The 26,656-nt window shown below is 69.8% G+C and carries 19 protein-coding genes and 2 pseudogenes; 12 read left to right on the top strand and 9 right to left on the bottom strand.

The window, feature by feature from the left end; genetic code table 11:
• The first annotated feature begins 328 nt into the window (after positions 1-328).
• From H4W80_RS02870 to H4W80_RS02850, 5 genes are all read left to right on the top strand, one after another.
• Entirely contained in the window at positions 329-1,342 is a 1,014-nt protein-coding gene (locus H4W80_RS02870) for a LacI family DNA-binding transcriptional regulator (RefSeq protein ID WP_318786673.1), read from the top strand.
• Positions 1,343-1,505: 163 nt separating this feature from the next.
• Positions 1,506-3,629 (top strand): glycoside hydrolase family 36 protein, encoded by a 2,124-nt coding sequence (locus H4W80_RS02865; protein WP_192783624.1) that lies wholly within the window; start codon positions 1,506-1,508, stop codon positions 3,627-3,629.
• A 50-nt stretch (positions 3,630-3,679) separates the two neighbouring features.
• Complete coding sequence (locus H4W80_RS02860; protein ID WP_192783623.1) at positions 3,680-5,005, top strand: ABC transporter substrate-binding protein; 1,326 nt, start codon at positions 3,680-3,682, stop codon at positions 5,003-5,005.
• Positions 5,006-5,115: 110 nt separating this feature from the next.
• Entirely contained in the window at positions 5,116-5,973 is an 858-nt protein-coding gene (locus H4W80_RS02855; protein ID WP_318786672.1) for a carbohydrate ABC transporter permease, read from the top strand.
• Positions 5,970-6,806 (top strand): carbohydrate ABC transporter permease, encoded by an 837-nt coding sequence (locus tag H4W80_RS02850; RefSeq protein ID WP_192783621.1) that lies wholly within the window; start codon positions 5,970-5,972, stop codon positions 6,804-6,806. The genes H4W80_RS02855 and H4W80_RS02850 overlap by 4 nt, the downstream gene beginning before the upstream one ends.
• A 124-nt stretch (positions 6,807-6,930) precedes the next feature.
• Here H4W80_RS02850 and H4W80_RS02845 read toward each other — a convergent pair.
• The 6 genes and pseudogenes from H4W80_RS02845 to H4W80_RS02825 form a co-directional block, all read right to left on the bottom strand.
• Positions 6,931-7,250 (bottom strand): annotated as a pseudogene (locus H4W80_RS02845) (TatD family hydrolase); the annotation flags it as partial.
• Positions 7,250-7,561, bottom strand: a complete 312-nt coding sequence (locus H4W80_RS60115; protein WP_225963206.1) for an EboA domain-containing protein — start codon at positions 7,559-7,561, stop codon at positions 7,250-7,252. The pseudogene H4W80_RS02845 and the gene H4W80_RS60115, both read right to left, overlap by 1 nt.
• On the bottom strand, positions 7,558-8,469 hold the full coding sequence (locus tag H4W80_RS60110) for a sugar phosphate isomerase/epimerase family protein (protein WP_225963205.1): 912 nt from the start codon (positions 8,467-8,469) through the stop codon (positions 7,558-7,560). Before H4W80_RS60110 ends, H4W80_RS60115 begins: the two co-directional genes overlap by 4 nt.
• Positions 8,466-9,107, bottom strand: a complete 642-nt coding sequence (locus tag H4W80_RS02835) for an SCO3242 family prenyltransferase (protein WP_318786671.1) — start codon at positions 9,105-9,107, stop codon at positions 8,466-8,468. Before H4W80_RS02835 ends, H4W80_RS60110 begins: the two co-directional genes overlap by 4 nt.
• On the bottom strand, positions 9,104-10,255 hold the full coding sequence (locus H4W80_RS02830) for an inositol-3-phosphate synthase (RefSeq protein ID WP_192783620.1): 1,152 nt from the start codon (positions 10,253-10,255) through the stop codon (positions 9,104-9,106). Before H4W80_RS02830 ends, H4W80_RS02835 begins: the two co-directional genes overlap by 4 nt.
• 129 nt (positions 10,256-10,384) lie before the next feature.
• Positions 10,385-11,578 carry an ROK family protein gene (locus tag H4W80_RS02825; RefSeq protein WP_378526116.1) on the bottom strand — a complete coding sequence of 398 codons (1,194 nt, stop codon included), beginning with the start codon at positions 11,576-11,578 and terminating at the stop codon, positions 10,385-10,387.
• Between the two features lie 119 nt (positions 11,579-11,697).
• On the opposite strand from H4W80_RS02825, the gene H4W80_RS02820 reads away from it, so the two are divergent.
• The 7 genes from H4W80_RS02820 to H4W80_RS02790 all read left to right on the top strand — a co-directional run bounded on the left by H4W80_RS02820 (position 11,698) and on the right by H4W80_RS02790 (position 23,095).
• Complete coding sequence (locus H4W80_RS02820) at positions 11,698-12,792, top strand: Gfo/Idh/MocA family protein (protein ID WP_192783618.1); 1,095 nt, start codon at positions 11,698-11,700, stop codon at positions 12,790-12,792.
• 2 nt (positions 12,793-12,794) lie between these two features.
• Positions 12,795-14,225 (top strand): sugar ABC transporter ATP-binding protein, encoded by a 1,431-nt coding sequence (locus H4W80_RS02815; protein ID WP_192793229.1) that lies wholly within the window; start codon positions 12,795-12,797, stop codon positions 14,223-14,225.
• Complete coding sequence (locus H4W80_RS02810) at positions 14,226-15,239, top strand: ABC transporter permease (protein WP_192783617.1); 1,014 nt, start codon at positions 14,226-14,228, stop codon at positions 15,237-15,239.
• Positions 15,236-16,186, top strand: coding sequence for an ABC transporter permease (locus H4W80_RS02805; RefSeq protein ID WP_192783616.1), 951 nt, complete (start codon positions 15,236-15,238; stop codon positions 16,184-16,186). The genes H4W80_RS02810 and H4W80_RS02805 overlap by 4 nt, the downstream gene beginning before the upstream one ends.
• Positions 16,173-17,369, top strand: coding sequence for an ABC transporter substrate-binding protein (locus tag H4W80_RS02800; protein WP_192783615.1), 1,197 nt, complete (start codon positions 16,173-16,175; stop codon positions 17,367-17,369). The genes H4W80_RS02805 and H4W80_RS02800 overlap by 14 nt, the downstream gene beginning before the upstream one ends.
• 75 nt (positions 17,370-17,444) lie before the next feature.
• Positions 17,445-18,278 carry a sugar phosphate isomerase/epimerase family protein gene (locus H4W80_RS02795; RefSeq protein ID WP_225964422.1) on the top strand — a complete coding sequence of 278 codons (834 nt, stop codon included), beginning with the start codon at positions 17,445-17,447 and terminating at the stop codon, positions 18,276-18,278.
• Between the two features lie 185 nt (positions 18,279-18,463).
• Complete coding sequence (locus H4W80_RS02790) at positions 18,464-23,095, top strand: ThuA domain-containing protein (protein WP_192783613.1); 4,632 nt, start codon at positions 18,464-18,466, stop codon at positions 23,093-23,095.
• A gap of 134 nt (positions 23,096-23,229) precedes the next feature.
• On the opposite strand, the gene H4W80_RS02785 is transcribed toward H4W80_RS02790, so the two are convergent.
• The 3 genes and pseudogenes from H4W80_RS02785 to H4W80_RS02775 form a co-directional block, all read right to left on the bottom strand.
• Complete coding sequence (locus H4W80_RS02785) at positions 23,230-24,609, bottom strand: sigma-70 family RNA polymerase sigma factor (protein WP_264086055.1); 1,380 nt, start codon at positions 24,607-24,609, stop codon at positions 23,230-23,232.
• Positions 24,606-24,794 (bottom strand): annotated as a pseudogene (locus H4W80_RS02780) (cytochrome P450); the annotation flags it as partial. The pseudogene H4W80_RS02780 and the gene H4W80_RS02785, both read right to left, overlap by 4 nt.
• Positions 24,795-24,898: 104 nt before the next feature.
• Positions 24,899-26,599, bottom strand: coding sequence for an ABC transporter ATP-binding protein (locus H4W80_RS02775; protein ID WP_192783611.1), 1,701 nt, complete (start codon positions 26,597-26,599; stop codon positions 24,899-24,901).
• Positions 26,600-26,656 lie beyond the last annotated feature (57 nt).

The following is a 26,656-nucleotide window of genomic DNA, read 5'->3' as shown; positions in this document are numbered from 1 at the left end:
CTCAGCACACCCGACCGGCGCCTGGACGGCACAGACGGCCCGCAACCTGCCCATGGACTTCGGCGACCGGATCAGCTCCTACCGTTTCGTCATCCGCGATCGAGACACCAAGTTCACCGCCGTCTTCGACGAAGTCCTCACCGGCGAGGGCGTGACGGTGGCGAGGACGCCGCCGCTGACGCGGCGGGCGAACCGCTATGCCGAGCGGTGGATGCGGACCGTGCGGGCAGAGTGCCCACCAGCAGCCCCGACCAGCAGCAGCCCACCGAGCCCGGCCGCAGGAGCCGCCCGTCCAGGCCTTCGCCTCCTGGTATGTACGCTTACCGGTGTGACCCGCCGCCCGCACACCCGCCCTCCCGTCCTCGCGGACGTGGCGAGGGTCGCCGGCGTGTCCGTCCCCACGGTGTCTCGGGTGCTGAGCGGGTCCGCGCCGGTGAGCGCCGACAAGCGCAGGCAGGTCCTGCGCGCGATCCAGGAGCTGGGATACCGCCCCAACGCCGCGGCGCGCGCCCTGGCGACTGGCCGGCGCTCCATCATCAGCGTGCTGACCAGCGACACCACCCGGTACGGTTATGCCAGCGCGATCCGGGGGATCGAGGAAGCCGCCCGCGCGGTCGGCCTGGTGGTCGCCCTGACGATGCTGGACGGCGACGACGAGGAGTCGGCGCGGGTGGCCGTGGACCTCGCGCTCGACCAGCCGCTCGCCGGGATGATCGTGCTCGAGTTCGACATCCAGGGCAGCCGGGCGCTGGCGGCACTGCCCGACACGGTCCCCGTGGCGGCGGTGTCCTCCGCCGGGCAGGGCAGGAGCGTCCCGCGGGCCCTGTTCGACGACCACGCCGGCGCGCGGGATGCGACGAACTACCTGCTCGGACTGGGCCACCGCACCGTGCACCACGTGGGGATACCTGCCTCCGGCCGGCCGAGCGGGCGGCTGCTGGGCTGGCGGGAGGCGCTGGAGGCGGCGGGAGCCCCGGTTCCGGAGATCGTGGAGAGTGACGGGACCCCGCGCTCGGGCCTCCAGGCCGGCGCGCGCCTGGCCAGGCGCGGCGACGTCACCGCGGTGCTGTGCGGCAACGATGAGGTCGCCTTCGGCGTGATCAAGGCCTTGCAGGACGAGGGCTCGCGGGTCCCCGAGGACGTCAGCGTCGTCGGCTTCGACGACCATCCGCTGGCCGAGATCTGGACTCCTTCGCTGACCACGATGAGCCAGGACTTCGCCGAACTCGGGCGCATGGCGGTCGACTTCCTGCTCGGCAGGCTGGCAGGGGTGCCGGTCGCGACGCCGCGGTCGACCCCGCGCCTGGTCGTGCGCAAGAGCACCGCTCCGCCCGCCCGCTGACCTCGGCCTAGGAACCCTTGGACCGCGCACGCGTGGTCATGTTCCTTCATGACACTCTCGTGTTGAAAGCGTTATCAGCGCATTTCCGGTGGTCCCCTTGTCACATTGCTTGATAAACGCTTTCATGGCTGAACCGCACCGTATGTCCGGCTTAAGGAACGTGATGACGAGCAGAACCATCCAGTGGCGTCCCGGCTCACTCGACCTGGTACTCGAGCGGCCCGAAGACGCTCCGGCCCGCATCGCGAGGCTCGCGACCGCGTCGCCCGCACCGAGCGCCGTGCCCCCGTTCCGGGCGCAGCCGCTGGTCGAGCTGATGGTTCTGGGGGAAGGCCGGGGACTGTCCAACACCCGGTTCACTGACACCGCCGCCGGATCGCGGCTCCGGTTCGTGGACGCCGTCGAGCGGGCGGACGGCGACTGGCGGGAACTGCGGGTGAGACAGCGTGACGAGGTGACCGGGCTGGAGGCGACCAGTGTCCTTCGCGCCAGGACGGATGTCCCGGCCCTGCAGACCTGGACCGAGGTCACGAACACCGGACCGGCGCCCCGGGTTCTGCAGATGGTGTCGTCCTTCGCCTCCGGCGCGCTGCCCGAGACGGCGGACGACGGCGACCTGGTCCTGTGGCGGGCGCGCGCCGACTGGTGCGCAGAGGGCAGGTGGGCGGCCATCCCGTTGTCCGGGCCGGACGGGCTGGCGGACATCAACAGCGAACTGCACCGGCACGACGGCCGGGGCGCGCTCGTCGCGGTGAGCAAGAGCACCTGGTCCTCGGGCGAATACCTGCCGACCGGTGTCCTGGCGAGCGCCCGCACCGGCCGGGCATGGGGCTGGCAGATCGAGCACAACGGCGCCTGGCGCTGGGAGTTGGACCGCCGCCGTGACGGGGCGAACGCCGTCTCCCTCGTGCTGAGCGGCCCCACCGACCTCGACCACCAGTGGAGCACCCGGCTGCTCCCGGGGGAGAGCTTCGTCGCTGTCCCCGTGTCCGTCGCCGTGTCCGACGAGGGTTGCCAGGGAGCGCTGGCCGCCCTCACCCGGCAGCGGAGGGCGATCCGCCGCGCGCATCCCACAGGCGACGCGCTGCCGGTCATCTTCAACGACTACATGAACACCCTCATGGGCGACCCGACCACCGAGCGCCTGCTGCCTCTCATCGACGCCGCCGCGGAGAGCGGCGCCGAGTACTTCTGCGTCGACGCGGGCTGGTACGACGACGGCGGGAAGTGGTGGGACAGCGTCGGCGAGTGGCGCCCCTCGACCGGCCGCTTCCCGGACGGCGGGCTCGCCCGGGTCTTCGACCACATCAGGGCCAGGGGCATGCGCCCCGGCCTGTGGCTGGAGCCGGAGGTCGTCGGGGTGCGCAGCCCTGTCGCCGCAATGCTGCCCGACGAGGCGTTCCTGAGCCGGAACGGCGAGCGGGTCGTGGAGCACGGCCGGTACTTCCTCGACCTGCGCCACCCCTCCGCCAGGAAGCATCTCGACGAGGTGGTCGATCGCCTCGTGCACGACTACGGCACCGGATTCTTCAAGCTCGACTACAACGTCACCCCGGGGCCGGGCACCGACCGGGGCGCGCTCCAGCCGGGAGAGGGACTGCTCGAGCACAACCGCGCCCACCTGGAGTGGCTGGACGACCTGCTCGGGCGCCACCCGGAGGTGATCTTCGAGAACTGCGCCTCGGGAGCCATGCGGGCCGACTACGCGATGCTCTCCCGCCTCCAGCTCCAGTCCACCTCCGACCAGCAGGACTGGCGGCTCTACGCCGCCATCGCGGCGGCCGCGCCCGCCACGATGCTCCCCGAGCAGGCAGGCAACTGGGCCTACCCGCAGCCGGGGATGCCCCCGGAGGCTCTGGCCTTCACCATGATCAACGGTCTGGCCGGGCGGCTCTACCTGTCGGGACATCTCGACAAGATGAGCCGGGCCGAGCGGGAGCTCGTCGCGGACGGGGTTGCCGTGCACAAGCGGATCAGGGCCGAGGTCGCCGCGGCCGAGCCGTTCTGGCCGCTGGGGCTGCCCGCCTGGTCCGACGATGTCGTCGCGCTGGGCCTGCGCACCGGTGACACGGTGCGCCTGGCCGTATGGCAACGCGACGGCGGGCCGCACGACATCCAGGTGGACCTGCCCGGCCTGCGCGGCCGCCGGCTGCGGGTGGAGACCGAGTACCCGGCGACGCTGCCCGGCTGGCAGCACCGATGGGACGCCTCCACCGCGCGGCTCACGGTCCGTCCCGCCGTACCCGGACCGTCCGCACGCCTGCTCCGCCTGCGGCCGGAGCACTGATCCCGTTCAGCGTGGCAGCCCTCACCTCCCACCACACACCAGGAGAATCCATGAAGACGCGAGGCCTTTCCCGCGCGGCGGCCGCCGCCACGTGCGGGGCTCTGCTGCTGGCCGGCTGCTCGGCGGGCAACCCCGGGACGTCCTCAGCCCCAGCCGGGCCGGTCACCACGGCCTGGCCTGACCCGGGCGCCGGCCTGCAGGGGGTGACCCTCACCCTGTGGATGTCGACGCAGACCGCCGCGATGGCCGACAACGTCATCAAGTCGTTCGAGGCCAAGACCGGAGCGAAGATCACCAAGGTCGTCATTCCCGACGTCTACGAGACCAACGCGCCGACCAAGCTGGCCACGGGCGCCAAACCGGACCTCGCCACCTGGCAGCCGACCGGCAGCATGCTCGCGCTGCTCAAGCCCTCCACCGACCTGCAGAGCCTGGACGGCGCGCCGTGGCTGGCCAGGCAGACGCCGGCCATCCAGAAGCTGGGCGTGGTGAACGGGCATCACTACGCGGCCTTCGTCAACGTCCCCTCCGTTCTCGGTGTCTTCTACAACAAGTCGGTGTTCCAGAAGGCGGGGATCACGAGCCCGCCCAAGAACTTCAGCGAGTTGCTCGCCGACGCCCAGAAGATCAAGGCGAAGGGGGTGGCGCCGTTCTTCGGCGCCGCCGGCGACCAGTGGCCCACCCAGTGGTGGCCGCAGGTCCTGCTGGCCGAGGCGTCGAAGAAGGGCCTGTGGGAGCGGGTCAGCCAGAACAAGGAGAAGTTCACCGATCCGGAGATCCTCGGCGCCGTCCGGCAGTTCCAGGACATGGTGAAGCAGGGTCTGTTCAACCAGGACGACAAGACCTCCAAGTACACCGAGTCCGGCCCGGCCCTGCTCAAGGGCGAGGCGGCGATGGTGCTGCAGCTCACCTCGTTCGCGTCGCTGATGCAGTCGACGGCGGACACGGCGACCATAGACCGGGAGATCGGCTGGTTCCCGATCTCCAAGGACGGCAACATCGCCACGTCGGTGCCCGGCGGTGACAACGCCCTGGTCGCCTTCAAGACCGGAGATCCGAAGCGGGAGGCGGGCGCCCGGCAGTTCCTGCGGTTCTGGCTGGAGACCTACTACCCCGACTACGTGAAGTCCGCCGGCACCGTGTCGATCGAGCCTGCCGTACCGACTCCCGCCGGGGTGCCGGAGGCCGTGAAGCAGGCCACGGCCGCGCTGGACGACGCGGCCGGCTCGATGCAGCAGAACGCCGCGGTGAACCCGGACTTCTACGTGAACCTGGCGAACATGGTCAACGGGACCATGACCCCCGAACAGGTGACCTCCACTACACAGTCGCAGTTCGCCCAGCTCGCCCAGGCACTCGGGATCCAGGGCTTCTGACGGCGGCGGGGGCACGGAGCCCCTCCCGCCCCCCACCACACTGAGAGGCATGCAGGATCGCCATGATCCCTTCTCTTTCGGCCGCTTCCGGTCGCTCGCCGCGGCGAGCGGTGTTGTACCCGAGCTCGTTCCTCGCTCCGGCGTTCGCCGTGCTGGCCGTGTTCTTCTTCCTGCCGACCGTCTTCAACTTCGTCTACGCCTTCACGGACTGGTCTGCCTTCCATGACGACATCCGCCCCGTGGGGCTGGCGAACGTCAAGGCGGTGCTGTCCAACGGCGCCCTGCTGTCGTCACTGCGGATCACCATCGTCTACGCGGTCCTGGTGGCGATCATGCAGACGGGGTTCGGGCTGGGGCTCGCCCTGCTCCTGGAGCGCGACACCCGGATCAACCGGTTCGCCAGGGTCGTCTTCTTCATCCCGGTGCTGATGTCCGCCCTGGCGGTGGGGTACACCTTCCAGGCGCTCCTCAAGCCCGACGGTCCGCTCAACGGGCTCCTCGGCGCTCTCATCGGCCAGCAGGTGACGATCCCCTGGCTCGGCAGCACCACGTGGACGGTGGTGACGGTGGCCTTCGTGAACTCCTGGAAGTGGATGGGGCTGGCGATGGTGATCTTCCTCGCCGGTCTCAAGACGATCCCGGCCGACGTGCTCGAGGCGGCCAGGATCGACGGCGCCGGCAGGTGGCGGACCTTCCTATCCATCCGGTTCCCGCTGATCGCCCCCGCGGTGACCTTCAACGTCGCGACCGCGCTGCTGGGCTCCTTCAACGGGTTCGACACGATCCTGGCGACCACGGGAGGAGGGCCCGCACAGCAGACCGAGGTGCTCGACATCTACATCTTCCGCGTCTACGGCAACGGCCTGTTCGCCCAGGCGACCACGATGAGCCTCGCCCTCCTTCTCCTGGTCGCTCTGCTGGCCTTCCCTGTCATCGGCTACCTGCGCAAGAGGGAGCGCGTCCTGTGAGGAACTCCACCCGGGGCTGGTCCCGCCTCGTTCACCCTGCCGTCGTCATCGTCCTGGCCGCCGTCGTCATCGGGATCCCGCTCTGGCTGGCCCTGGTGACCTCCGCCAAGTCGCAAGGCGAGGCGAACCTGCCCGACCTGTCCCTCCCGCGGGTGTGGCACCTGTGGGACAACTACTCCCAGGCGTTCTCACAGGGCCATATGCTGTGGGCGCTGTTCGGCAGCCTGCTGGTCATGGTGCCGTCCGTCGCCGGGGTGCTGATCTTCGGCTCGCTGGCCTCATGGGTGCTGGCTCGGCGGACCGGGCGCGTCATGGCCGTGCTCTACTCGGCTGCGATCAGCGGGATCATCCTGCCTCCGGCCGTCGTCACGATCGTGCTGCTGCTCCGGCAACTCCACCTGGCCAGCACGCCGATCGGCATGATGCTGGTCTACATGGGCATGTACATGTCGCTGGTGATCTTCTTCGTCACCGGTTTCGTGCGGACCATACCGGTCGAGGTGGAGGAAGCGGCCCGCATGGACGGCGCACGGCCGCTCGGCATCTTCATCAAGGTCGTCCTGCCGCTGCTGCGCCCGGTCATCGCGACCGCCACGATCCTCATCTGCCTCTACATCTGGAACGACGTCTTCTACGCCTTCTTCGTGCTCGGCGGAGGGACGTACTCGACACTTCCCCTGAACCTGTACTCGGTGGCGAGCAGCAACCTGTATCAGAACAACTGGAACCTCGTTTTCGCCTACGTCGTGCTCATGAGCCTGCCGCTGGTCGTCGTCTTCGTCGTCGCCCAGAGACGGATCATCTCCGGCATCACCGGAGGAGCCGTCAAGTGACGGTGGTCCACTGCTGGTCGGGCTGCCCGTTGCAGCCCCAGATCTATGCCCTGCGCGCCGTTGGCCTGGAAGGTGGTTCCACACCCTTCAGCGCGTTCGCCGGCGGCGTCGGGCGGCCTGCGCGACCTGTACGCGCGACTGCGACGACGGAGTCCTTCAGCAGGTATCGCGGCAGTTCGGTGAGCACCTCGGCGCAGCGCGGTCGTTCGCCTCCCTGGGATTGAGCGCGAGGGCGCAGTGGTGGTGGATGCCGTACTGCGCGGCGCGGTACGGCTCCCAGCCGAGGAGCGCGTCGAAGTAGTCGAGAAAGCTCCCGACGCTGGTCCGCGGCTGGCCCAGCCAGAAGGCGGGTTCGACCACGGCGCGTACCCCGGCGTCGCACATCCGCTGGTAGTCGTCCGTGGTCCGGGAGGTCATGTGGATGTGCGGGTCGAAGATGCGCATCAGATCCTCTCCAGGATGTCGTGGGGAACCGGGCGTCCGGCCGCCCGCCGCTCCGTCGCGAAGTCCGACAGCATGCGGGTCGGCTCGACGTCGGTCCGCCGGTCGAGCCCGGCGATGGAAGCCAGCGGGATCTCCATGAAGACGCACTTGAGCACGCCCTGGCGGAAGGCGTGGTCGTCGAGCCGCTGCGCGCCGTAAGGCCCCAGGGCCGCGGCCACCAGCCGCGCGTCGTTGGTCCGCAACGCGTCCTCGACCAGCGGGATCGCCGCCGCGCCGAGGCCGAGCTCGGGCAGGGCCGCCAGGATCGTCAAGCGCCCGCGCCGGCCACTCCTCCGCCCGCGGCTCCATCTCGCCCATACTGCCTCCTTCCTTCCTGACTCGCCGTCCTGAGGAAATCGATCGACCGGCGGGCGACCTGCGGCGCCGCATGAGAGTGCCGGGCGAGTTCCACGGCCACCTGCCCCCGATAGCCGGCCAGCGCGGCGAGCACCGGCGGGAAGTCGATCTCGCCCTCGCCGAACTCCAGGTGCTCGTGGACGCCTCGGCGCATGTCCTCGATCTGCACATGCACGAGATACGGCAGCGCCCGCCGTACGCAGGCGGGCGGATCGTCCGGCTCCAGGCAGCGGCAGTGCCCGATGTCGAGGGTGAGCCCGAAGCGAGGGTGACCGCCGAGCATGGCCCGCAGCCGCTCGAATCCGGCCAGGTCCTCCACGAGCATTCCGGGTTCGGGCTCGAATCCGAGCGTGATGCCGAGGCGGTCGGCCGTGGAGAGGAGTCCTTCGCACTGGCGCGCCAGCCGGGCCCACGCCGTCTCCTCGGGCACGTCCTCGGGCTTGACCCCGCTCCACAGGTGCACCACGGGAGCGCCCAGGTCAGCGGCGATCCGCATGGCCTGGCTCAGGAATCCGACGCGGCGCTCGGCGCCGTCGCTGATGAGGGTGGGATGGTGCTTGCGCCGGGGGTCCAGGGTGTAGCGACCGCCCGTCTCGATGACCGCGTTCAGGCCGAGCCGGTCGAGCAGACCCGCGATGCGGTTCACCTCGGCGGTCAATCCGGGGGCGTAGGGGTCCAGATGGCCATGATCCAGGGTGATGGCGGCACCCGTGTAGCCCAGCTCGGACAGGATGGCGAGAGCCTCGTGGAGTCGATGGCCGGCAAATCCGTTGGTGCAATAGGCCCAGTTCAGGGCCGGAGCCTTCACGCCGATCGGGGTCATGACGTGGCCATCCGGGCCGCGAGCCACCTGCCAGCGGGCAGCGCGCCGAGTAACGCACCCGCGGCCGCCAGCCCGGCCGCAGCGGTGCTGGCGGCGAGCGCGCCGCGCACTGTCTTCACCGTCGCCCCGGCCACTTCGGCTCTGCCGAGGATGCTGATCCCGTAGGTGTGGGCGCCGATCGCCAACGCCATCGGGGCGGCGGCCCTGACCTGTGGGCCCGCGCCGAGCAGCACGTCCAGTGCGCGGCAACTCGCCATCGTGGCCGGTCCCAGCGGGGTCCGTTTGAGTCCCAGGTCGTACGCCCACGCGGCACCGGCCAGTAACCCGGCCGCTCCCAGGGCGCGGCGACCGCCGGACGCCGCGGCGACGATCAGACCCGCGCCGGTCAGCCCGGTCGCGATGCCGAGCGCGGTGCCCGGGCGTACCCGGCCCGAGGGGATGGGGCGTTCCGGCCGTTCGACGGCGTCGGCCTCGCGATCGGCCCAGTCGTTCAGCGCCATGCCCGCCCAGTAGATGAGCACCGAGGTGAGGGCTAGGCCAGGCGCAGAGCTCCGCCCGGCGGCGGCGGCCCCGGCCATCATGTCCCCCGGCACCGACAGCGCGGCGGGGGCACGGACCAGTTCGAGCAGCGCCTTCACGAGGCATCCCCGGCCAGGTCCGCGGCGAACGCGCGCAGCCGGGAGTACTGGACGGCGAGCGCATGCTCGTCCGTGCCCAGCGGGTCCTTGAAGAAGAAGCCGAGGTCTGCCAGCACGCCGTACCGCCCGCGCTCGTGCGCGCGAGCCACCAGCCGGGCCAGATCCAGGACGAGCGGCGCGGCGAGCGCCGAGTCGCAACCCTGCCAGGTGAACTGGAGGCTCATGCGCACGCCGAGGAAGCCCTCGAAGGTCACATGATCCCAGGCGGTCTTCCACTCCCCGAGATCCTCGACGTAGTCAATGTGCGTCTCTCCTTCGACGGGCGTGCCGAGGATCCCGGCGACGGCCCGGTCCTTCGAGAGCGCCTTGCTCGCCCGGGCCGCCGGGTCGGCGAGGGTGGCGCCGTCTCCCCCGCCGAGCAGGTTGAGCCCGGACCACGAGCGGACCCGCAGCGACCTCTGCGCGAACATGGGCGCCAGGGCGCTCTTGACCAGGGTCTCGCCGGTCTTCCCATCGCGCCCGGCATACGGGACGGACCGCAACTCCGCGAGCTCGGCCAAGGCCGGCAGGGTGGGCCCGGTGGAGGGGGTGAACTCCACGTAGCCGCAGCCGGCGCGGAACGCGGCGTAGGCGTAGAGGGAGCTCGTCGGCAGCACCTCATCGCCCGCGGCGAGCCGCTCTTCGAGGTCGGCCAGACTCTGGAACTCCGGGCGTGGGGCGGCGGGAGGCTCGGTGGACGAGACGTTGACGACGACCACCCGGGCGAGCCGGTGCCGGTCGCGGAAGTCGGCGATGTCGTCGGCCAGGCGGGCCGCGGCTGTCGCCTGGGTGTTGTCGCCGGGAACATGACCCGGTCTGATCTCCGCGTCGGCGGCGTCGAGATCCTGGTCGAGCAGTCCGGGCAGGCCCGCCGGCACCACTCCCGCCTTGCTCAGCTGTTCGGCGCGCTTGCGTAAGGGGACTTCAGTGATGTCGTGGCCGCCGAAGAGCAGGCCGGCGATCGGAACCAGACCTCCGGGAAAGTCCGGAGACTCGGTGACGCATCCCTGGGCCGGTAAAGCGCCCGCCCTGACCGCGGCGGCACCGATGGTCGCGGTGGTCGCCACGGATCCGCGTGCTCCGACGAACCAGACACCGACCTTGCGCATAGGAGCTCCTGTTCATTCCGCGTATACCGGTATGGAGGTGACATACCGGTATGGGATTACGCGGATCGTAAGAGTCCTTTTATCGACGGTCAAGCATAAGTCTGCCGACTCTCGCCCTAACTGGTTCGCTCAGGCCGACAACGCCTGGTCCACGGCCTCCGGCGACAGCATGTGCTCGATCATCATCACCGCCGCGCCGACCACCCCCGCCCGGTCGCCGAGCTCGCTGACACGAATGCTCAGATGCTGGGTGGCGAGGGGCAGGGACCTGCTGTAAATCACCTCTCGAAGCCCGGCGAGCAGGTGCTCGCCCGCTCCCGCGAGGTCACCGCCGATCAAGATCACGGCTGGGTTGAAGAAGTTCACAATGGAGGCCAGGACGACGCCGACCTCCCGGCCTGCCTGCCGGACCAGCTGGATGGCCTCGGTGTTGCCCGCACGCACCAGGCGTACGACGTCGCGGCTGTCGGCGGTCTCGTGGCCTGCCGCGTGGAGGCGTGCGGCCAGCGCCGCGCCGCCCGCCACGGCCTCCAGGCAGCCGACGTTGCCACAGCGGCACACCACGTTCTCCTCGGACGAGGGCACCCGGATGTGGCCGATGTCCCCCGCCGCACCTTGCGCACCGCGGTGCAGGCTGCGGCCGCTGATGATGCCACAGCCGATGCCGGTGCCGATCTTGACGTAGATGAGGTGCTCGGCCCCGGACCGCCCGGCCCAGTATTCACCCAGCGCCATCATGTTCACGTCATTGTCGACCAGCACAGGGACACCAAGTCGAGCGCCGAGCCAGTCAGGCACGGGAAAACCGTCCCAGCCGGGCATGATCGGCGGGTTGACCGGCTTGCCGGTGTCATGCTCCACCGGACCCGGCAGGCCGACGCCGACTCCGCACACGTCGGCGAGACGGCGGTCGCATTCGGTGAGGAGCTCGCGGAAGGCGCCCACGAGCCAGGTCAACACGGCCTCCGGACCGCGGGCGATGGGCATCTCCACTTCCTGCTCGGCCAGCATCGTGGCCGCCAGGTCGGTCACGGCGAGCCTGGCGTGCGTCGCACCCAGGTCAGCCGCGAGTACGATCCGCGCACTCTTGTTGAAGGCGAACGCCGTCGCCGGACGGCCGCCAGAGGAGATCACGTCGTCGGCCGGCACCACCCAGCGCTGACTCAGCAAGGCGTCGAGGCGGAGGGACACCGTGGACCGCGCCAGGCCGGTGAGCTCGACCAGCTCAGCGCGGGTGCGGGCCCGCCCGTCGCGCAGGAGCGAGAGCAGAGCCCCCGCTCCGGCCGCCGGGCTGCTTGTGCCGGTCAGCATGCTCTCAGTCAACAAGCGCTCCATTTCGTCGAGAGATGCACACTTCCTATGATCCCTCATGCGCCATTATGCCATTTACGCTTCAACTTTTGCTTGACCGTCGGCATAAGTGCGATCTAGCATCCGGCAACATGAGGGACATAAGCCGGAAACCGGATGATGCTCCGCGTGTAGGGATCGTCGGCACCGGTTTCATGGGCCGGGTGCATGCCCGCGCCGCGCGCATGGCCGGGGCAACGATCGCCGGGGTGGCCGGATCGCGATTAGAGAAGGCGCAGGAGGCTGGACTGGGTGCTGCCAGGGTCTTCGCCTCGGCCGACGAGCTCATCGAGTCGGGCGAGATCGATCTGGTGCATATCTGCACCCCCAACCATCTCCACGCCCCATTCGTCCTCAAAGCGCTGTCGGCCGGGCTGGCCGTCGTCTGCGAGAAACCGCTGGCCGGCGACGCGATGACCGCCGCGCTCATGGCGGGCCGGGCGGCCGAGGCGGGACTGGTCGCGACGGTGCCGTTCGTGTACCGCTTCCACGCCATGGTGCGGGAGGCGCGGGAACGGGTCGCCCGCGGTGACATCGGCAGGATCAGCTTGATCCAGGGAAGCTATCTGCAGGATTGGCTGCTCCGCCCGGACGACGACAACTGGCGGGTGGACCCCGAGCTCGGCGGGCCCAGCCGGACATTCGCCGACATCGGCTCCCACTGGTGCGACCTGGCGGAGTTCGTCACCGCCGACCGCATCGTCAGCGTCTGCGCGCAGACCGCCATCGTCCAGTCCAGCCGGGCGACCAACGCGCCCGTCGTGACGGAGGACGTGGCGACCGTCCAGTTCCGCACCGCCTCAGGGGCCGTCGGCACGCTGGCCACGAGCCAGGTCTCCCCGGGCCGCAAGAACCGCCTGTTCCTGGAGATCTCAGGCACCGAGGCGAGCCTCGCGTTCGACCAGGAACAGCCCGAGCTTCTCTGGGTCGGCGACCGCAGCGGATCGCGGACGCTCCTGCGCGACCCGGCGATCCTTTCCGAGGCGGCCCAGCCGTATTCGCCGCTCCCGGCCGGACACCCTCAGGGCTACCATGACTGCTTCGACGCCTTCGTCGCCGACACCTACGCCGCGCTCCGTGACGAGCATCGTGACGGGTTGCCGGTGTTCGCGGACGGCGCCCGAGCCGCCGCCATCTGCGAGGCCGTCCTGACCTCGGCGCGGACCGGGGGGTGGATTGAGTGCTGAGCATGCGTGGCATCGGCAAGAGTTTCCTGGGCGTACGGGTGCTGTCCGGAGTGGACCTGGACGTGGCGGCCGGCGAGGTGCACGCCGTCGTCGGCGAGAACGGCGCCGGAAAGTCCACCCTGATGAAAATCATCTGCGGCGTTCACCCGCCGGACGAGGGCACGATCGAGATCGACGGTCACCCCGTCTTCTTCGGCCATCCGATCGAGGCGCAGCGCTCCGGTATCGCGATCATCTACCAGGAGTTCAACCTGCTGCCCGAGCGCACCGTCGCCGAGAACGTCTTCCTCGGGCGCGAGCCCGTCCGGCGCGGCCTGGTGGATCGGGCCGCCATGGAGGAGGCGACCGCGCGGCTTCTCGATGAGCTCGGCGAGCACTCCTTCGGCCCGCGCGACGCGGTCAGGCGCTTGTCGGTGGCCCAGCAGCAGGTCGTGGAGATTGTCAAGGCGCTGTCGGTGAACGCCCGGCTCGTCGTCATGGACGAGCCCAGCGCGGCGCTCGCCGAGCACGAGGTCGAGCTGCTCTACCGGCTGATCGGGCGGCTGCGGGAGCGTGGCGTCGCCGTCGTGTACATCTCCCACCGTCTGCGCGAGGTGTTCGACCTGGCCGACCGGGTCACCGTGCTCAAGGACGGCAAGCTCGTCACGACGGTCCCGATCGGCGAGGTGTCCTCCGACGAGCTGATCCGCCTGATGGTGGGCCGCGATCTCGGCACCTACTTCCCGCCCCGCTCGACCGCGACCGGTGAGGTACGGCTCAGCCTGCACCGAGCGGGTAATCACAAGCTGCGCGACATCGATCTGGAGCTGCGGGCCGGGCAGATCGTCGGCATCGCGGGCCTGCAGGGAGCCGGCCGGTCGGAACTCGCCAAAGCGATCTTCGGTGCGGAGCCGTTCACCACGGGTGAGATGACCCCGTCGCGCCCCCGCTCGGTCCGGGAGGGCGTGGCCATGGGCATCGGGCTGGTGAGCGAGGACCGCAAGGCCGAAGGGCTCGCGCTGCGCCAGTCCGTGCGTGACAACGCCCTGCTGGTGGCCCGCGCGGTGGGCGCCAAGGGCCGCGACGGCGTCGCCGGCCTGCTCGAACGGGTACGCCTGTCGCCTGCGCGCCAGGAACAGGAGGTCCGCTACCTGTCCGGAGGCAACCAGCAGAAAGTCGTGCTCGCCAAATGGATGACGATGGCGCCGCGCGTGCTGCTGTTCGACGAACCGACCAGGGGCGTCGACGTCGGCGCCAAGGCCGCCATCCATGACCTGATGCGCGAGCTCGCCGATGACGGCATGGCCATCATGATGATCTCTTCTGAGCTGCCCGAGCTCATCGGCATGAGTGACCGCGTCGTCGTCCTGCGCGATGGCCGCGTCGCGGGGGCGCTGCCGGCCGGGGCCTCGGAGGAGGCCGTCATGCGCCTGGCCGCGGGAGAGGTGGCCTGAATGGACACCCTGTCACGCAGTCGCCGTCCCGCCCTCGGCGGCGAGGCGCACGGTGGCCTGGCGGCCCGGTTACGTGAGCCCACGCACGTGGTGTTCCTGGCGCTGTTCGGCCTGGTCGCGGTCGGCTGGGTCCTCGTCGCGCTCGACGGCGGCCAGTTCCTGACCATGGAGAGCGTCGTCGGGATCCAGCAGCGTTCGGCGGCTCTCGGCATCGTGGCGGTCGGGCAGACGCTGGCGATCCTGGCCGGGTCGCTCGATTTGTCCGTGGCGTACCTGATCAGCCTGACCTCGCTGATCGCGGCGGAGATCATGGCGGGCCAGGACGGCAACATCGTGCCGGCCATCGCCGCGGTGCTGGCCGTCAGCGCGCTGGTGGGGCTGGTCAATGGGCTGGTCATCACCAGGCTCCGGGTGCACGCCTTCATCGCCACACTCGGCGTCGCCCTCATTATCAGGGGCGTGGTCGACCATCTGTACGACGGCCCGGCCGGTAAGGTGCCCGAGTCGTTCCAGATCCTCGGCTACTCCCGGATCGGGCCGATCCCCGTCTCCGCCCTGCTGTGGGCGGGCGTGGCCGTCGTGGCCTGGTTCCTGCTGAGCAGGACCCGGCTGGGCTACCGCATCTACGCCGTCGGCGGCAACGAGGAGGTCGCCCGGCTGTCCGGGATCCGCACGGGCCGGGTCATCGTGCTCACGCATGTGCTCTGCTCCGTCTGCGCCGGCGTCGCGGGTCTGCTGCTGGCCAGCCGGCTCGGCGCCGGCGCGCCCACGGTCGGCACCGATGGCGGCTACGACCTGGAGTCCATCGCCGCGGTCGTGCTCGGCGGGACCGCGCTGGCCGGCGGCAAGGGCGGCGTCGCCGGGACGGTGGGCGGGGTCCTGCTGCTGGCCGTCCTGGACACCATCTTCAACCAGCTTGAGGTCAACTCTTTCGTCAAGGACGTGGTCCGCGGCGTGGTCATCGTCATCGCGGTGGCCGTCTACGCCCGGCGTATCAAGGGACGGTCGGCATGAAGCGGGCACTTCCCATCCTCGTGGTCCTGCTGGTGCTGCTGGCCGCGATCGCGGTCGCCAACCCTCTCTTCCTGGAGCCCGCCGGGTTCCTGGCGTTCCTCAAACGGGCCGCGCCGCTGGTGATCCTGGCGGCGGGACAGTATTTCGTCATCGTCTGCGGCGAGTTCGACCTGTCGGTCGGCTCGCTGGTGACGGCCGAAGTGGTGATCGCCGCGCGGCTCATCGACGGCGACGATGCGGCGACCTGGCCGGTCATCGCCCTGCTGATCGTCGCCGGGCTGCTGGTCGGGCTGGTCAACGGCGTGGTCACCACCAAGCTGCGGGTGCCGTCGTTCATCGTGACGCTCGGCATGCTGCTCATCCTGTCCGGAGCGGTGTTCTTGTGGACCGGCGGCGCGCCGCGCGGCGCCCTGTCGGAGGGCTTTCGGGCCTTCGGCCGCGGCGGTCTCGGGCCGGTGCCGTGGTCGGTGCTGATCCTGCTGGCCATGGGGGCGGCGGCGATCTGGCTCATGCGCGCCGATTTCGGCAAAACGCTGATGGCCACCGGCGACAACGAGCGTGCCGCGGCCCTGTCCGGGGTCCGGGTCGACCGGGCCAAGATCTTCGCCTTCATGCTGTCCGGTCTGGCCGCCGCCGTCGCGGCGATCCTGCTCGGCGGTTTCGCCGGGGTCTCGGCGCAGGTGGGTCAGGGGCTGGAGTTCTCGGCCATCACCGCGGTCGTGCTCGGCGGCGTGGTGCTCGGCGGCGGGCGCGGCTCCGTGCTGGCCGCCATGGCCGGCGCCTTCACCCTGGAGGCGCTGTTCACGCTGCTCAACCTGTATGGGATCTCCGGAGCGCTGGAGTTCACCGTGCAGGGCGTCATCATCATCGCCGCGGTCGCGGCGGGAGCCATCCGACTTCCCCGGAAGTTCACCCCCCGAAGAGGAGACGCACATGCCGCGTCATAAGGCCACAGCCGCGGTATTCGCCGCGCTGGTCCTCGCTGGCTGTACCACCGACAAGCCGGCGTCCACCACCCAGTCCGCGGCTCCCGCCACGAGCGCTCAAGGGTCGGGCACGGGCGCGCAGTCGAAGTTCTTCGTGCAGGCGGACTTCGACGCCCAGCTGGCCATGCGCACCCAGACCCCGCAGGGTCCCACCGACAAGCCGTGGGAGCAGGCCATCGCCCCGCAGATGACCGGCACGGCCAAGTACAAGAAGGACGGGCCATACCACCTGTGCTTCTCCAACGCCGCGGTCAACAACCCCTGGCGCCAGGTCGGCTGGAAGACGATGCAGGCCGAGGCCGGCCTGCACAAGGAGATCACCAAGTTCACCGCGCTGGATGCCGAGGGCAAGGACGACAAGCAGATCTCCGACATCGCCGAGCTGCAGGCCAAGGGCTGCGACGCGCTGATCGTCTCGCCGAACACCACGGCCACGCTCACCCCGGCCGTGACGGCCGCCTGCGCGAAGGTGCCGGTGATCGTGTTCGACCGGGGCGTGCAGACCGACTGCCCGGTGACGTTCATCAAGCCGATCGGCGGCTACGCCTTCGGCGCCGACGCCGCCGAGTTCCTGGTCGAGAAGGTGCCGGCCGGCGGGAAGGTGCTGGCGCTGCGCATCCTGCCCGGCGTGGACGTGCTGGAGACCCGCTGGTCGGCGGCCAAGGTGGTGTTCGACAAGAGCAAGGTCCAGGTGGCGGGGGTGGAGTTCACCGACGGCGACGCCGCCAAGACCAAGAGCATCGTCAGCGACTACATCCAGCGGTACGGCAAGATCGACGGCGTCTGGATGGACGCCGGCGCCACGGCGGTGGCCGCGATCGAGGCGTTCGAGGACGCCGGCGTGCCGGTGCCGCCGATCAACGGCGAGGACCAGCAGGACTTCCTGCAGAAGTGGAAGGATGCGGGCCTCACCGCCGTCGCGCCCACCTATCCGACCTACCAGTGGCGCACCCCGATCATCGCCGCACTGAAGATCCTCAAGGGCGAGGAAGTGCCCAAGATGTGGAACCTGCCGCAGCCGAAGGTCACCTCGGAGAACCTGTCGACCTACCTCAAGCCCAACATGCCGCCGCTGCACTACGCGCTGTGCGGCTGCGAAACCCTGCCCGGGTTCCCCGAGAACTGGGGCGGGAAGAAGAGCTGACCGGTTCCTCGCGAGAACCCACGGCGAAGAGCTGACCGGCTCCTTGCGCCCATTCGACGACGAAGAGGGATGCCATTGTTCTCCATCGGCGTGAACACCTGGGTCTGGGTCTCCCCGCTGACCGACCACGACCTGGCCCGGCTCGCGCCCCGCATCGCCGGGTGGGGCTTCGACGTCATCGAACTGCCCGTCGAGCAGCCCGGCGACTGGAACCCGGACAAGGCCGCGACGGTGCTGGCCGAGCACGGGCTGGCCGCCTCCGTGGTGCTGGTCATGCCGCCCGGGCGCGAGCTCGTGGCCGCCTCCCCACAAACCGTCCGCGACACCCAGGACTATCTGCGGCACTGCGTCGACGCGGCAGCGACCGTCGGCTCCCCCGTGATCGGGGGGCCGGCCTACACCTCCGTCGGCCGCACCTGGCGGCTGTCACCCGACGAGCGCCGCGCCGCCTACGCCGAACTGCGCGAAAACCTGCGGCCCGTCCTGGACCACGCGGCCGAGCGCGGGATCAAGCTCGCGGTCGAACCGCTCAACCGATACGAGACCAGCCTCATCAACACCGTCGAACAAGCACTGGAGGCGCTGCCCGAAGACTGCCACCTGGCACTCGACACCTACCACATGAACATCGAGGAGAAAGACCCCGCCCAGGCGGCCCGGGCCGCGGCCGGCCGGATCGCGCACGTGCAGGTGTGCGGCACCGACCGCGGCACCCCAGGCGCCGACCGCTTCGACTGGCCCGGCTTCACCCGGGCCCTGCACGACGCCGGCTATGACGGGCCGCTCGTCATCGAGTCCTTCACCGCGCACAACCAGACCATCGCCACCGCGGCCTCCATCTGGCGGCCCCTCGCGCAGAGCCAGGACGCGCTCGCCGTGGACGGCCTCGCCTACCTGCGCACCCTCTGACCCCGCTCGCCCATCCGACACCGGATCACCTTCGCGCCCCCGACGCCTGCTCGCCGTCCGACTCCAGCTCACCTGCGCACCCCCTGACCGCCCATCGGCGTGCGCCCCCAGTGGCGCGCGCCTTCCCGGCAGCGTTCCTTCACACCTCGTTCCGAGGTGTCGCCACCCCCCCCAGGAGATTCGCCATGCGACGATTTCTCACTGCCCTCTTACTCCCAGCCTTGTTGCTGGCGCTCGCGCTGGCGCCGGCTCCCGCCCACGCGACCAGTGCCACCCTCCACGGCTTCCGCGCCCTGCTGTTCACCAAGGCAGCGGGATACGTGCACGCCTCCATCCCGGCCGGCATCCAGATGGTGAACGAGCTGGCCGCGGCCCATGACTTCGAGGTGGTGCAGAGCGCCGACTCCTCGGTGTTCAACGACACCGACCTGGCCACGTTCGACGTCCTGATCATGATGCAGAACTCCGGCATGGTCTGGGAGAACGACGCCCAGCGGCAGGCGCTGCAGAAGTTCGTCCGGTCGGGCAAGGGCGTCGTGGCCGTCCACAACGCGCTCGACATGGGCATCGAAAACGAGTTCCCCTGGTGGGACGAGCTGATCAACGGCGGCGCCCACATGCCGGCGCACTCGCCCGGCACGCTCCAAGGGCTGGCCAAGGTCGTCGACCGCGTGCACCCCTCCACCAAGAAACTCCCGCAGCGGTGGCAGCGCGCGGAGGAGTGGTACAACTTCGCGCCCAACCCGCGCGGCAACGTGCACGTCCTGGTCGCCGCCGACGAGACGACCTACAACCCCGGCCCCTCCGCCATGGGTCCTGACCACCCGATCTCCTGGTGCCGCCAGGCCGAAGGCGCCCGGGTGTGGGCCACCGCCATGGGACACGAGTCGGCGGCCTATGCCGAGCCGGAGTTCCGCGAGCACGTTCTCGGCGGCGTCGAGTGGGCGGCCGGCGCCCAGCCGGGCGACTGCGGCGGCACCGTATGGAGCAGCTTCGAGAAGGTCGCCCTGGACGACAACACCAGCAACCCGATGGAGCTGGACGTCGCCCCCGACGGGCGGGTGTTCTACGTCCAGCGCCAGGGCGAGGTGAAGATCTACAAGCCCGACACCCACATGACCGTCACCGCCGCCACCCTCAACGTCTACACCGGCGGCGAGGACGGCCTGGTCGGCATGGAGCTCGACCCGAAATTCGCTCAGAACGGGTGGATCTATGTCTACTGGTCGCCTGCCGACAGTGCCCAGGACGTCAACCGGCTGTCCCGGTTCACCGTGCAGGGCGACACCATCGACCTGAGCACCGAGAAGAAGATCATCGAAATTCCCGCCTATCGCGCTCGGACCTATCCCGAGCCAGGCCACACCGGCGGCGCGGTCGAGTTCGGCCCTGACGGCAGCCTCTACCTGAGCGTCGGCGACGACGTCCCTCCGAACCTGTCGCCCGACTGGCAGGGCTACGCGCCGCTCGACTGGCGGCCCGGTCAGCACATGCTGGACGCCGCCCGCACCGCGGGCAACACCAACGACCTGCGCGGTAAGATCCTGCGGATCAAGCCGAAGGCCGACGGCGGCTACGACGTTCCCGAGGGCAACCTCTTCCCGCCGGGCACCGCGAAGACCCGTCCCGAGATCTATGCCATGGGCTTCCGCAACCCCTTCCGGTTCACCGTCGACGCCAAGACGGGTTACCTGCACGTGGCCGACTACGGTCCGGACCGGGGCGGCCCCACCACCGACCGTGGCCCCGAGGGCCTGGTGGAATACGACGTCATCAAGAAGCCGGGCAACTTCGGCTGGCCGTTCTGCCACGGTGACAACCAGGCGTACGCGCCGTACAACCCGGACACCAAGGAGATCGGCGCCAAGTTCAACTGCGCCGCCCCCGTCAACGAGTCACCGAACAACACCGGCCTGACCGAGCTGCCGCCGATCGAGAAGCCGATCATGTGGTACGGCTACAGCGCCTCCCCGTCCTTCCCCGAGCTCGGCTCGGGCGGCTCGGCGCCGATGAGCGGCCCCGTCTACCGCTACGACGCGGACAATCCCTCGAAGACCAAGTTCCCGCCCTACTTCGACGGCGTGAACTTCTTCTACGAGTGGTCGCGCCACTACATCAAGGAGATCCACCTCGACTCCAACGACCAAGTCCTCAAGATCAACAGCTTCCTGGGGACCACGCCCTTCCTCAAGCCGATGGACATGACCTTCGGCCCGGACGGCGCGATGTACCTGCTGGAGTGGGGCACCGACTTCGGCGGCGGCAACAACGACTCCGGCCTCTACCGGATCGACTATGCGGCCGGCGCCCGCTCGCCGGTGGCGAAGGCCACCTCCTCGCGGGTCGACGGCGTCACCCCGCTGACCGTCGAGTTCGACGCCTCCGGCAGCTACGACCCCGACGGCGATTCCCTCACCTACGCCTGGGACTTCGACGGTGACGGCACCGTCGACTCCACCCAGGTCAAGGCCACCCACGTGTACGAGACCCCAGGCCGGTTCACCGCCCAGCTCAAGATCACCGACAGCACCGGCAAGGAGGGCTTCGCCAACATCGAGATCACCGCCGGCAACAGCCGGCCCACGGTGACCATCGAGACCCCGCTGAACGGCACGCCGATCCAATTCGGCCAGGACGTGCCGTACAAGATCAAGGTCACCGACCCCGAGGACGGCGAGATCGACTGCGCCAAGGTCTTCGTCAACCCGGCGCTCGGCCATGACGACCACGAGCACGAGACCGTGGAGATCCCCGGCTGCGAGGGCGTCGTCAACACCGGCGACCTCGGCGGCCACCCCGACGGCGCCAACCTGTTCTATGTCCTCAACGCCCACTACACCGACGGCTCGCAGGAAATGCCGCTCACCGGCCGTGCCAAGGCAGTCCTGCAGCCGCTGCGCAAGCAGGCCGAGTTCTTCGACGCCCAGGCCGGCGTACGGGTCATCGACGAACCGGGGGCCGAGAGCGGCAAGCGCATCGGCGACATCAGCAACAACGACTGGATCTCGTTCACCCCGATGAACCTGCACGCCGTCAAGGGCGTGAACTACCGCCTGTCCAGCCCGACCGGCGGCGGGCTGATCGAGCTGCGCGCCGAGTCCCCCACCGGCCGGCTACTGGCCAGCGCCGCCGTGCCCAACACCGGGGGCTGGAACAACTACCAGCAGACCCAGACCGTCCCAGTGGCGGCGAACGCGACCACCTCGACGCTCTACGTGGTGTTCAAGAACTCCGCCAACAACGCCTTCGACCTGGACGCCGTCCAGTTCGTGGGCGAGGCTCCGCCTCCCGCGATCGAGCCGGGCGTCTACAAGGTCACCGCCCAGCACAGCGGCAAGAACGTGACCACTGAGAACGCGTCGACCGCGGACAACGCCAAGCTCGTCCAGATGGGCGCCGCCGAAGACCCCATCCAGCGGTGGGAACTGATGACCGCACCCGGCGGCTACCAGCTCAAGAACGTCGGCAGCGGCAAGTGTGCCGACATTCCGGGCGGCACGGCCACACCCGGCACCCAGCTGGTCCAGTGGACCTGCCACACCGGTGGCAGCGGGGACGCGCCCAACCAGTACTTCACCGTGGTTCCGACCGGCGGCGGCGAAGGACTCTTCCAGATCGTCTCCGCCAAGACCGGGCTGTGCGTCGACATCAACGGCGTCTCCCAGGCCGACGGCGCCGCGGTGATCCAATGGAACTGCTCGGCCACGCCGAACCAGACCTTCCGCCTCACCAAGGTCGGCGGTGGCCCGGCCGACCAGACCGCGCCGACCACCACGGCGAAGCAGAACCCGGCCGAGCCGAACGGCAAGGACGGCTGGTACACCGCCGCTCCCGTCGAGGTCACCCTGACCGCGGTGGACGAGGAGAACGGCAGCGGCGTGGCCGCCACCGAGTACCGCGTCGACGGCGGAGCCTGGACCGCGTACAGCATGCCGTTCACGGTGAGCGGTGACGGGGCGCGCACCCTCGAGTACCGCTCGCGGGACGGCGCGGGCAACGTCGAGCAGGCCCGCTCTCTCGCACTCAAGATCGACACGACCGCTCCGCAGACCACCGCCTCGTTCGCCCCGCCGAACGAGAGCGGATGGAGCAAGGACTCGGTCCCGGTCGAGCTGGCCGCGCAGGACGCCCACTCCGGCGTCAAGCTCATCGAGTACTCGCTCGACGGCGGCGGCTGGAAGGCCTACGCAGGAACGCCCGTGGTGGTCGACGGTGACGGTGAGCACGAACTGCGCTACCGCACGACCGACACGGCGGGCAATCGCGAGGAGGAGAAGGCCGCGGTGCTGAAGATCGACGGCACCAAGCCCATCCTCCTTGTATCGGGCGTGGCCGACGACGAGGTGTACGGCGATTCCCAGGACGTGGTGATCACCTGGGAGGCCGTGGACGCCACCTCGGGCGTCCGCACCACGACCGGCACCCTCGACGGCGCCCCGCACACCTCGGGCTCGGTGCTGCCGCTGTTCACCCAGGCGCTGGCCAAGCACACGGTCGCAGTGACGTCAACGGACAACGCCGGCAACGCTGTGACCACGTCGGTGCGGTTCAACGTCACCACCTCGCTTCGGGACATGCAGAACCTGCTCGACCGGTTCCGGGCCACCAGTTGGCTGTCGGCGGGCGCGCACGACAAGCTGACGAGGAAACTGACCCAGGCCCGTAAGGCCGAGGCCTCCGGCAAGGACGAAACAGCGGTGCGGCTCCTCGCCGAATTCAAGAAACTCGTCGCGGACGGGAAGCTCGTCCCGCGTGCCGACGTACGCCAGGTGCTCACCCGCGACGCCGACAAGATGATCTCGGTCATCAGCGGCTGACAACCGAACACCCCTCATAAGCCGCTGCCCCGCTACGAGCGGGGCAGCGGCACGGGCATGCTCTCACGAGCGACGCGCCGGATGGGCGCGAAGACGACCTCCCGGCGCGGTACAGGCCCCCGGCCGCGACCTCGCTAGACCGCCTGCCACCTCTGGTTGTCTCCTCCCTGGCAGTCGCGGATGCCGACCGCGGTGCCGTCGGTCTTGCCCTGCTCCAGGGCATCCAGGCACTTCTGGCCGTCGTAGACGGTGATCTGCCCGGAGGGCGTTCTGGTCCACAGCTGGGCGCTCGTGCCGTTACAGCTGTAGACCCGGATCTGCCCGACGTTGTTGCGGCTGCCCTCGGGGACGTCGAGGCAGAGTCGGGTGCCGACGTTGCGCAGGGCGCTCGTGGTGACCGGGTCGATGTCCGATGTCGTGGGCCCGGGCGGGGCTGTGGCGGTCTTCCGGGGATGGCGTGGGGTGGTGCACGACCGCGCCGTGACCTGGCCGCCTGCCCGCCCGGTGCATCGGTCCACGTCGGTGATCCGCGTGCGCGGGGCCGTCCTGACCGTGGAGTCCGCGGTCGGCTTCAGAGTGTCTTTCTGCTTGGAGGTGGACTTCGGTGTGGGTGTGGATGACGGTACCGCCCTCCACGTCGACCCGGCGGACGCCTGCGGGGGTGATGCCGCTGGGAGCTGGGGATCCGGCGGCAGGGTCAAGACGGCTGCTGCGGTAGCGGCGACCACCGCTACCGCAGCGGTCACCGGGACCGCCCAGCCCGACATCCCGATGGCGGCCCCCTTCGATGCGGTGGCCTTCCCTACGGCGAGCGGCAGCAGCACGATCGGCAGCGCGGCCCGCAGTGTGGAGTTGAGGTCGCGCAGCTCGGCGAATGCCCGTGCGCAGCTTGGGCAGACGTCGAGATGCGCACGCAGCGCCCGGGGAATGCGACCGCTGGGCTTGCGGACAACCGTCGCCATCCGGTCGGCGAAACTTTGGCACTCGGGCGAGCCGGCCCCAACATGAGCGGCCAGGTAGGCCTTACGCAGCCCTTCGCGTGCGCGGAAGGCCAGCACGCTCACATTTCCGGGAGTGATGCCGAGGATCCGTGCGACCCGCTCGGGCTCCTCCTCCTCGATCAGGGTGTGCCACAGCACGGTCTGCCAGCGCGGCGGCAGCGAGCGGAAGTCCCGGACGACGAGGTCGTCGGAAACCTCGGGCTCTGTCACGAGCAGATCGGCGAACTCCTCAGCCCTGAACTCGCCCATCAGGACCAGACGCTGGTCGGTCCGCGCCCACTCGGCCGCCGTGTTACGCACCACGGCATACAGATAGGGACGCCACCCACCGGACGGACCGCCCGCACCCGTGCGGACGGTCCGTAAGGTTCGGGTGAACGCCTCGCTGGCCAGGTCCTCGGCGGCCTGCGGATCCGGGGACAGACGGCGGGCGAAGGCGAGGACGGCCGCGTGGTGCCGCTCATACAGCTCCGCGACGGCATGGCTGTCGCCGGTCCTGACCCGCTGGGTCAGTTCCGCGCGCGGATCTCCATGCGGGCGAGCGCGGCGCGCAGGCAGTAGTGGATGCCGAAGCCGAAGGCCAGGTGCCCGTTGGGGTCGCGGCCGACGTCGAAGCGGAACGGTTCGGCGAAGACCTCCTCGTCCCTGTTGGCCGACGGGTACGACAGCAGCGCGGATTCGCCCTTCATGATGGGCGTGCCGTTGACCTGAAAACCTCCACTTAGAGCGTCAGCAACCTCGCCGGTTCAATCACTGACGACCTCATCGTACGGCGGGGCGCTGAGCCGCTCACGAGGTGCCCTCACGTCGTATATCCTCCCGCCTGCACACGGTAGAGGCCCGCGTAGTCTCCGTCCCTGGCCATCAGCTCGTCGTGGCTCCCCTGCTCGATGATCCGGCCGCCGCCGACCATGACGATGTGGTCGGCCATGTGTACCGTGGACAGGCGGTGCGACACCAGCAGCGTCACGGTGCCGTAGTGGGACCCTGCGTCGCGGGACGCGGCGACGAAACGCTCGAACAGGTCGTGTTCGGCCTGCGGGTCCAGGGCCGCGGTCGGCTCATCCAGTACCAGGAGCAGGGGCCGCTCCCGCATCAGGCTGCGGGCCAGGGCGAGTCTCTGCCACTGGCCATGTGAGAGCTCGGCGCCGCCGAAGGTACGGCCGAGCTGCGTGTTCAGTCCGTTCGCGAGCGAGGCCACCACCGGGGCGGCGTCGGCGTGCTCCACGGCGGACGTGATGGCCTGCCGGTCATCCAGCCTCGACAGCTCGCCCAGGCCGACGACCTCCCCCGCAGTGAGCTGGAATTTGGCGAAGTCCTGGAAGACGCCCGAGTTCACCGCGAACCAGCCGTGGCGCGCCATGGCCGGCAGCGGCTCTCCGTCCACCTCGATGTGGCCCTCAGTCGGCTCGTACATCCCCGTGAGCAGCTTGACCAAGGTGCTCTTGCCCGCTCCGTTGACGCCCACCAGGGCGACCGTGGAGCCCGCAGGGATGTCCAAGGTGACGCCGGTCAGGACGTCACTCTCCGCGCCGGGGTATCTGAACGAGACCCCGCTGAGCCTGATCCCGCTCGTAAGACGCGCGGGCGCGGGCCGGTCGCCGTCAGGGTGCGCGGCGGCGTAGTCGCGGAGCCACAGGTAGTGCTCGGCGACGTTGCCCGCCTCGGCCACCTCGTTAACGCTGTCCACGGCCAAATCGATCTGCCCGCGCAATCGGACGGCGAGCGAAACCACCAGCACGATGTCGCCCAGGCCGGCCGCGTTCGAGATGGCCAGTCGGGTGACGAGGACGGTCGCGGCGGCGAAGCCCAGGCCGAAGCAGGCCCAGCCAGCGAGCTGCCACATCGCACCACGTACGCGTGCCCGGGTCTCTCTGCGCGACATCTCGTTCCAGAGCCCGTCGGCCAGGTCGCCGAGCCGCTCCGCGTTGCCCGCGATCCGCACCTCCTTGGCCGGTTCGGGCTGGACGCAGAGGGCGTGTATCTCCCACTCCCTGCGCATGGCCTCCGCGTTCGCGTCCAGCGCGGCGCGTACCAGACGTCGGCCGCGCTGGGCGAACAGCAGGGGCGGCACTCCGAGCAGGGCGAGCAGCGTGAGCGCGGGGTGGACGGTGGCCAGCAGCCACAGGCTCAGCCCCAGGCTGACGAAGGCGGCTGCCATCTCGGTCGCAGACCAGCACGACGCGGCTAGACTGCGGGCACCCGCGCGCAAGATGACGAGCCTGTCCAGGTACTGGGGGCGCTCCAGGTGCTCAATCGTGGGAATGCGCCCCGACAGGCCGAGCACCTCGCGGGCGAGCAGCAGATCTACTCTCTCTGCGAGATCGATACGCAGGTTGCTCTGGATGCGGTTGCCCGCCGCGCCCGCCGCGTGGGCGACCGCGCCGAGCAGGGCGGCACCGACCAGGCCCCAGGTGACGCCGAGCCCTACGCCGTCGACGATCCATCGCTGGGCCATTGCCACCACGCCGACCGTGGTCGCCTGCGCGGCAACGATCACCATGATGAGAACCGCGACCCCGCGGTTGGATCGCAGGGTCAGCCTTGCCACATGTGCGAA

Source organism: Nonomuraea angiospora, from assembly GCF_014873145.1.
GTDB lineage: Bacteria > Actinomycetota > Actinomycetes > Streptosporangiales > Streptosporangiaceae > Nonomuraea > Nonomuraea angiospora.
Note: the sequence above shows the minus strand (reverse complement) of the source record. Positions and strands in the feature narration are given on the sequence as shown.

What these genes read in the sequence shown, in the direction of transcription:
- H4W80_RS02865 (WP_192783624.1), top strand. Translation starts at nt 1,506, where the DNA reads ATGACGAGCAGAACCATCCAGTGGCGTCCCGGCTCACTCGACCTGGTA.
- H4W80_RS02790 (WP_192783613.1), top strand. Translation starts at nt 18,464, where the DNA reads ATGCGACGATTTCTCACTGCCCTCTTACTCCCAGCCTTGTTGCTGGCG.
- H4W80_RS02815 (WP_192793229.1), top strand. Translation starts at nt 12,795, where the DNA reads ATGCGTGGCATCGGCAAGAGTTTCCTGGGCGTACGGGTGCTGTCCGGA.
- H4W80_RS02805 (WP_192783616.1), top strand. Translation starts at nt 15,236, where the DNA reads ATGAAGCGGGCACTTCCCATCCTCGTGGTCCTGCTGGTGCTGCTGGCC.
- H4W80_RS02775 (WP_192783611.1), bottom strand. Translation starts at nt 26,599, where the DNA reads ATGGTGATCGTTGCCGCGCAGGCGACCACGGTCGGCGTGGTGGCAATG.
- H4W80_RS02830 (WP_192783620.1), bottom strand. Translation starts at nt 10,255, where the DNA reads ATGCGCAAGGTCGGTGTCTGGTTCGTCGGAGCACGCGGATCCGTGGCG.
- H4W80_RS60110 (WP_225963205.1), bottom strand. Translation starts at nt 8,469, where the DNA reads ATGACCCCGATCGGCGTGAAGGCTCCGGCCCTGAACTGGGCCTATTGC.
- H4W80_RS02810 (WP_192783617.1), top strand. Translation starts at nt 14,226, where the DNA reads ATGGACACCCTGTCACGCAGTCGCCGTCCCGCCCTCGGCGGCGAGGCG.
- H4W80_RS02820 (WP_192783618.1), top strand. Translation starts at nt 11,698, where the DNA reads ATGAGGGACATAAGCCGGAAACCGGATGATGCTCCGCGTGTAGGGATC.
- H4W80_RS02800 (WP_192783615.1), top strand. Translation starts at nt 16,173, where the DNA reads ATGCCGCGTCATAAGGCCACAGCCGCGGTATTCGCCGCGCTGGTCCTC.
- H4W80_RS02860 (WP_192783623.1), top strand. Translation starts at nt 3,680, where the DNA reads ATGAAGACGCGAGGCCTTTCCCGCGCGGCGGCCGCCGCCACGTGCGGG.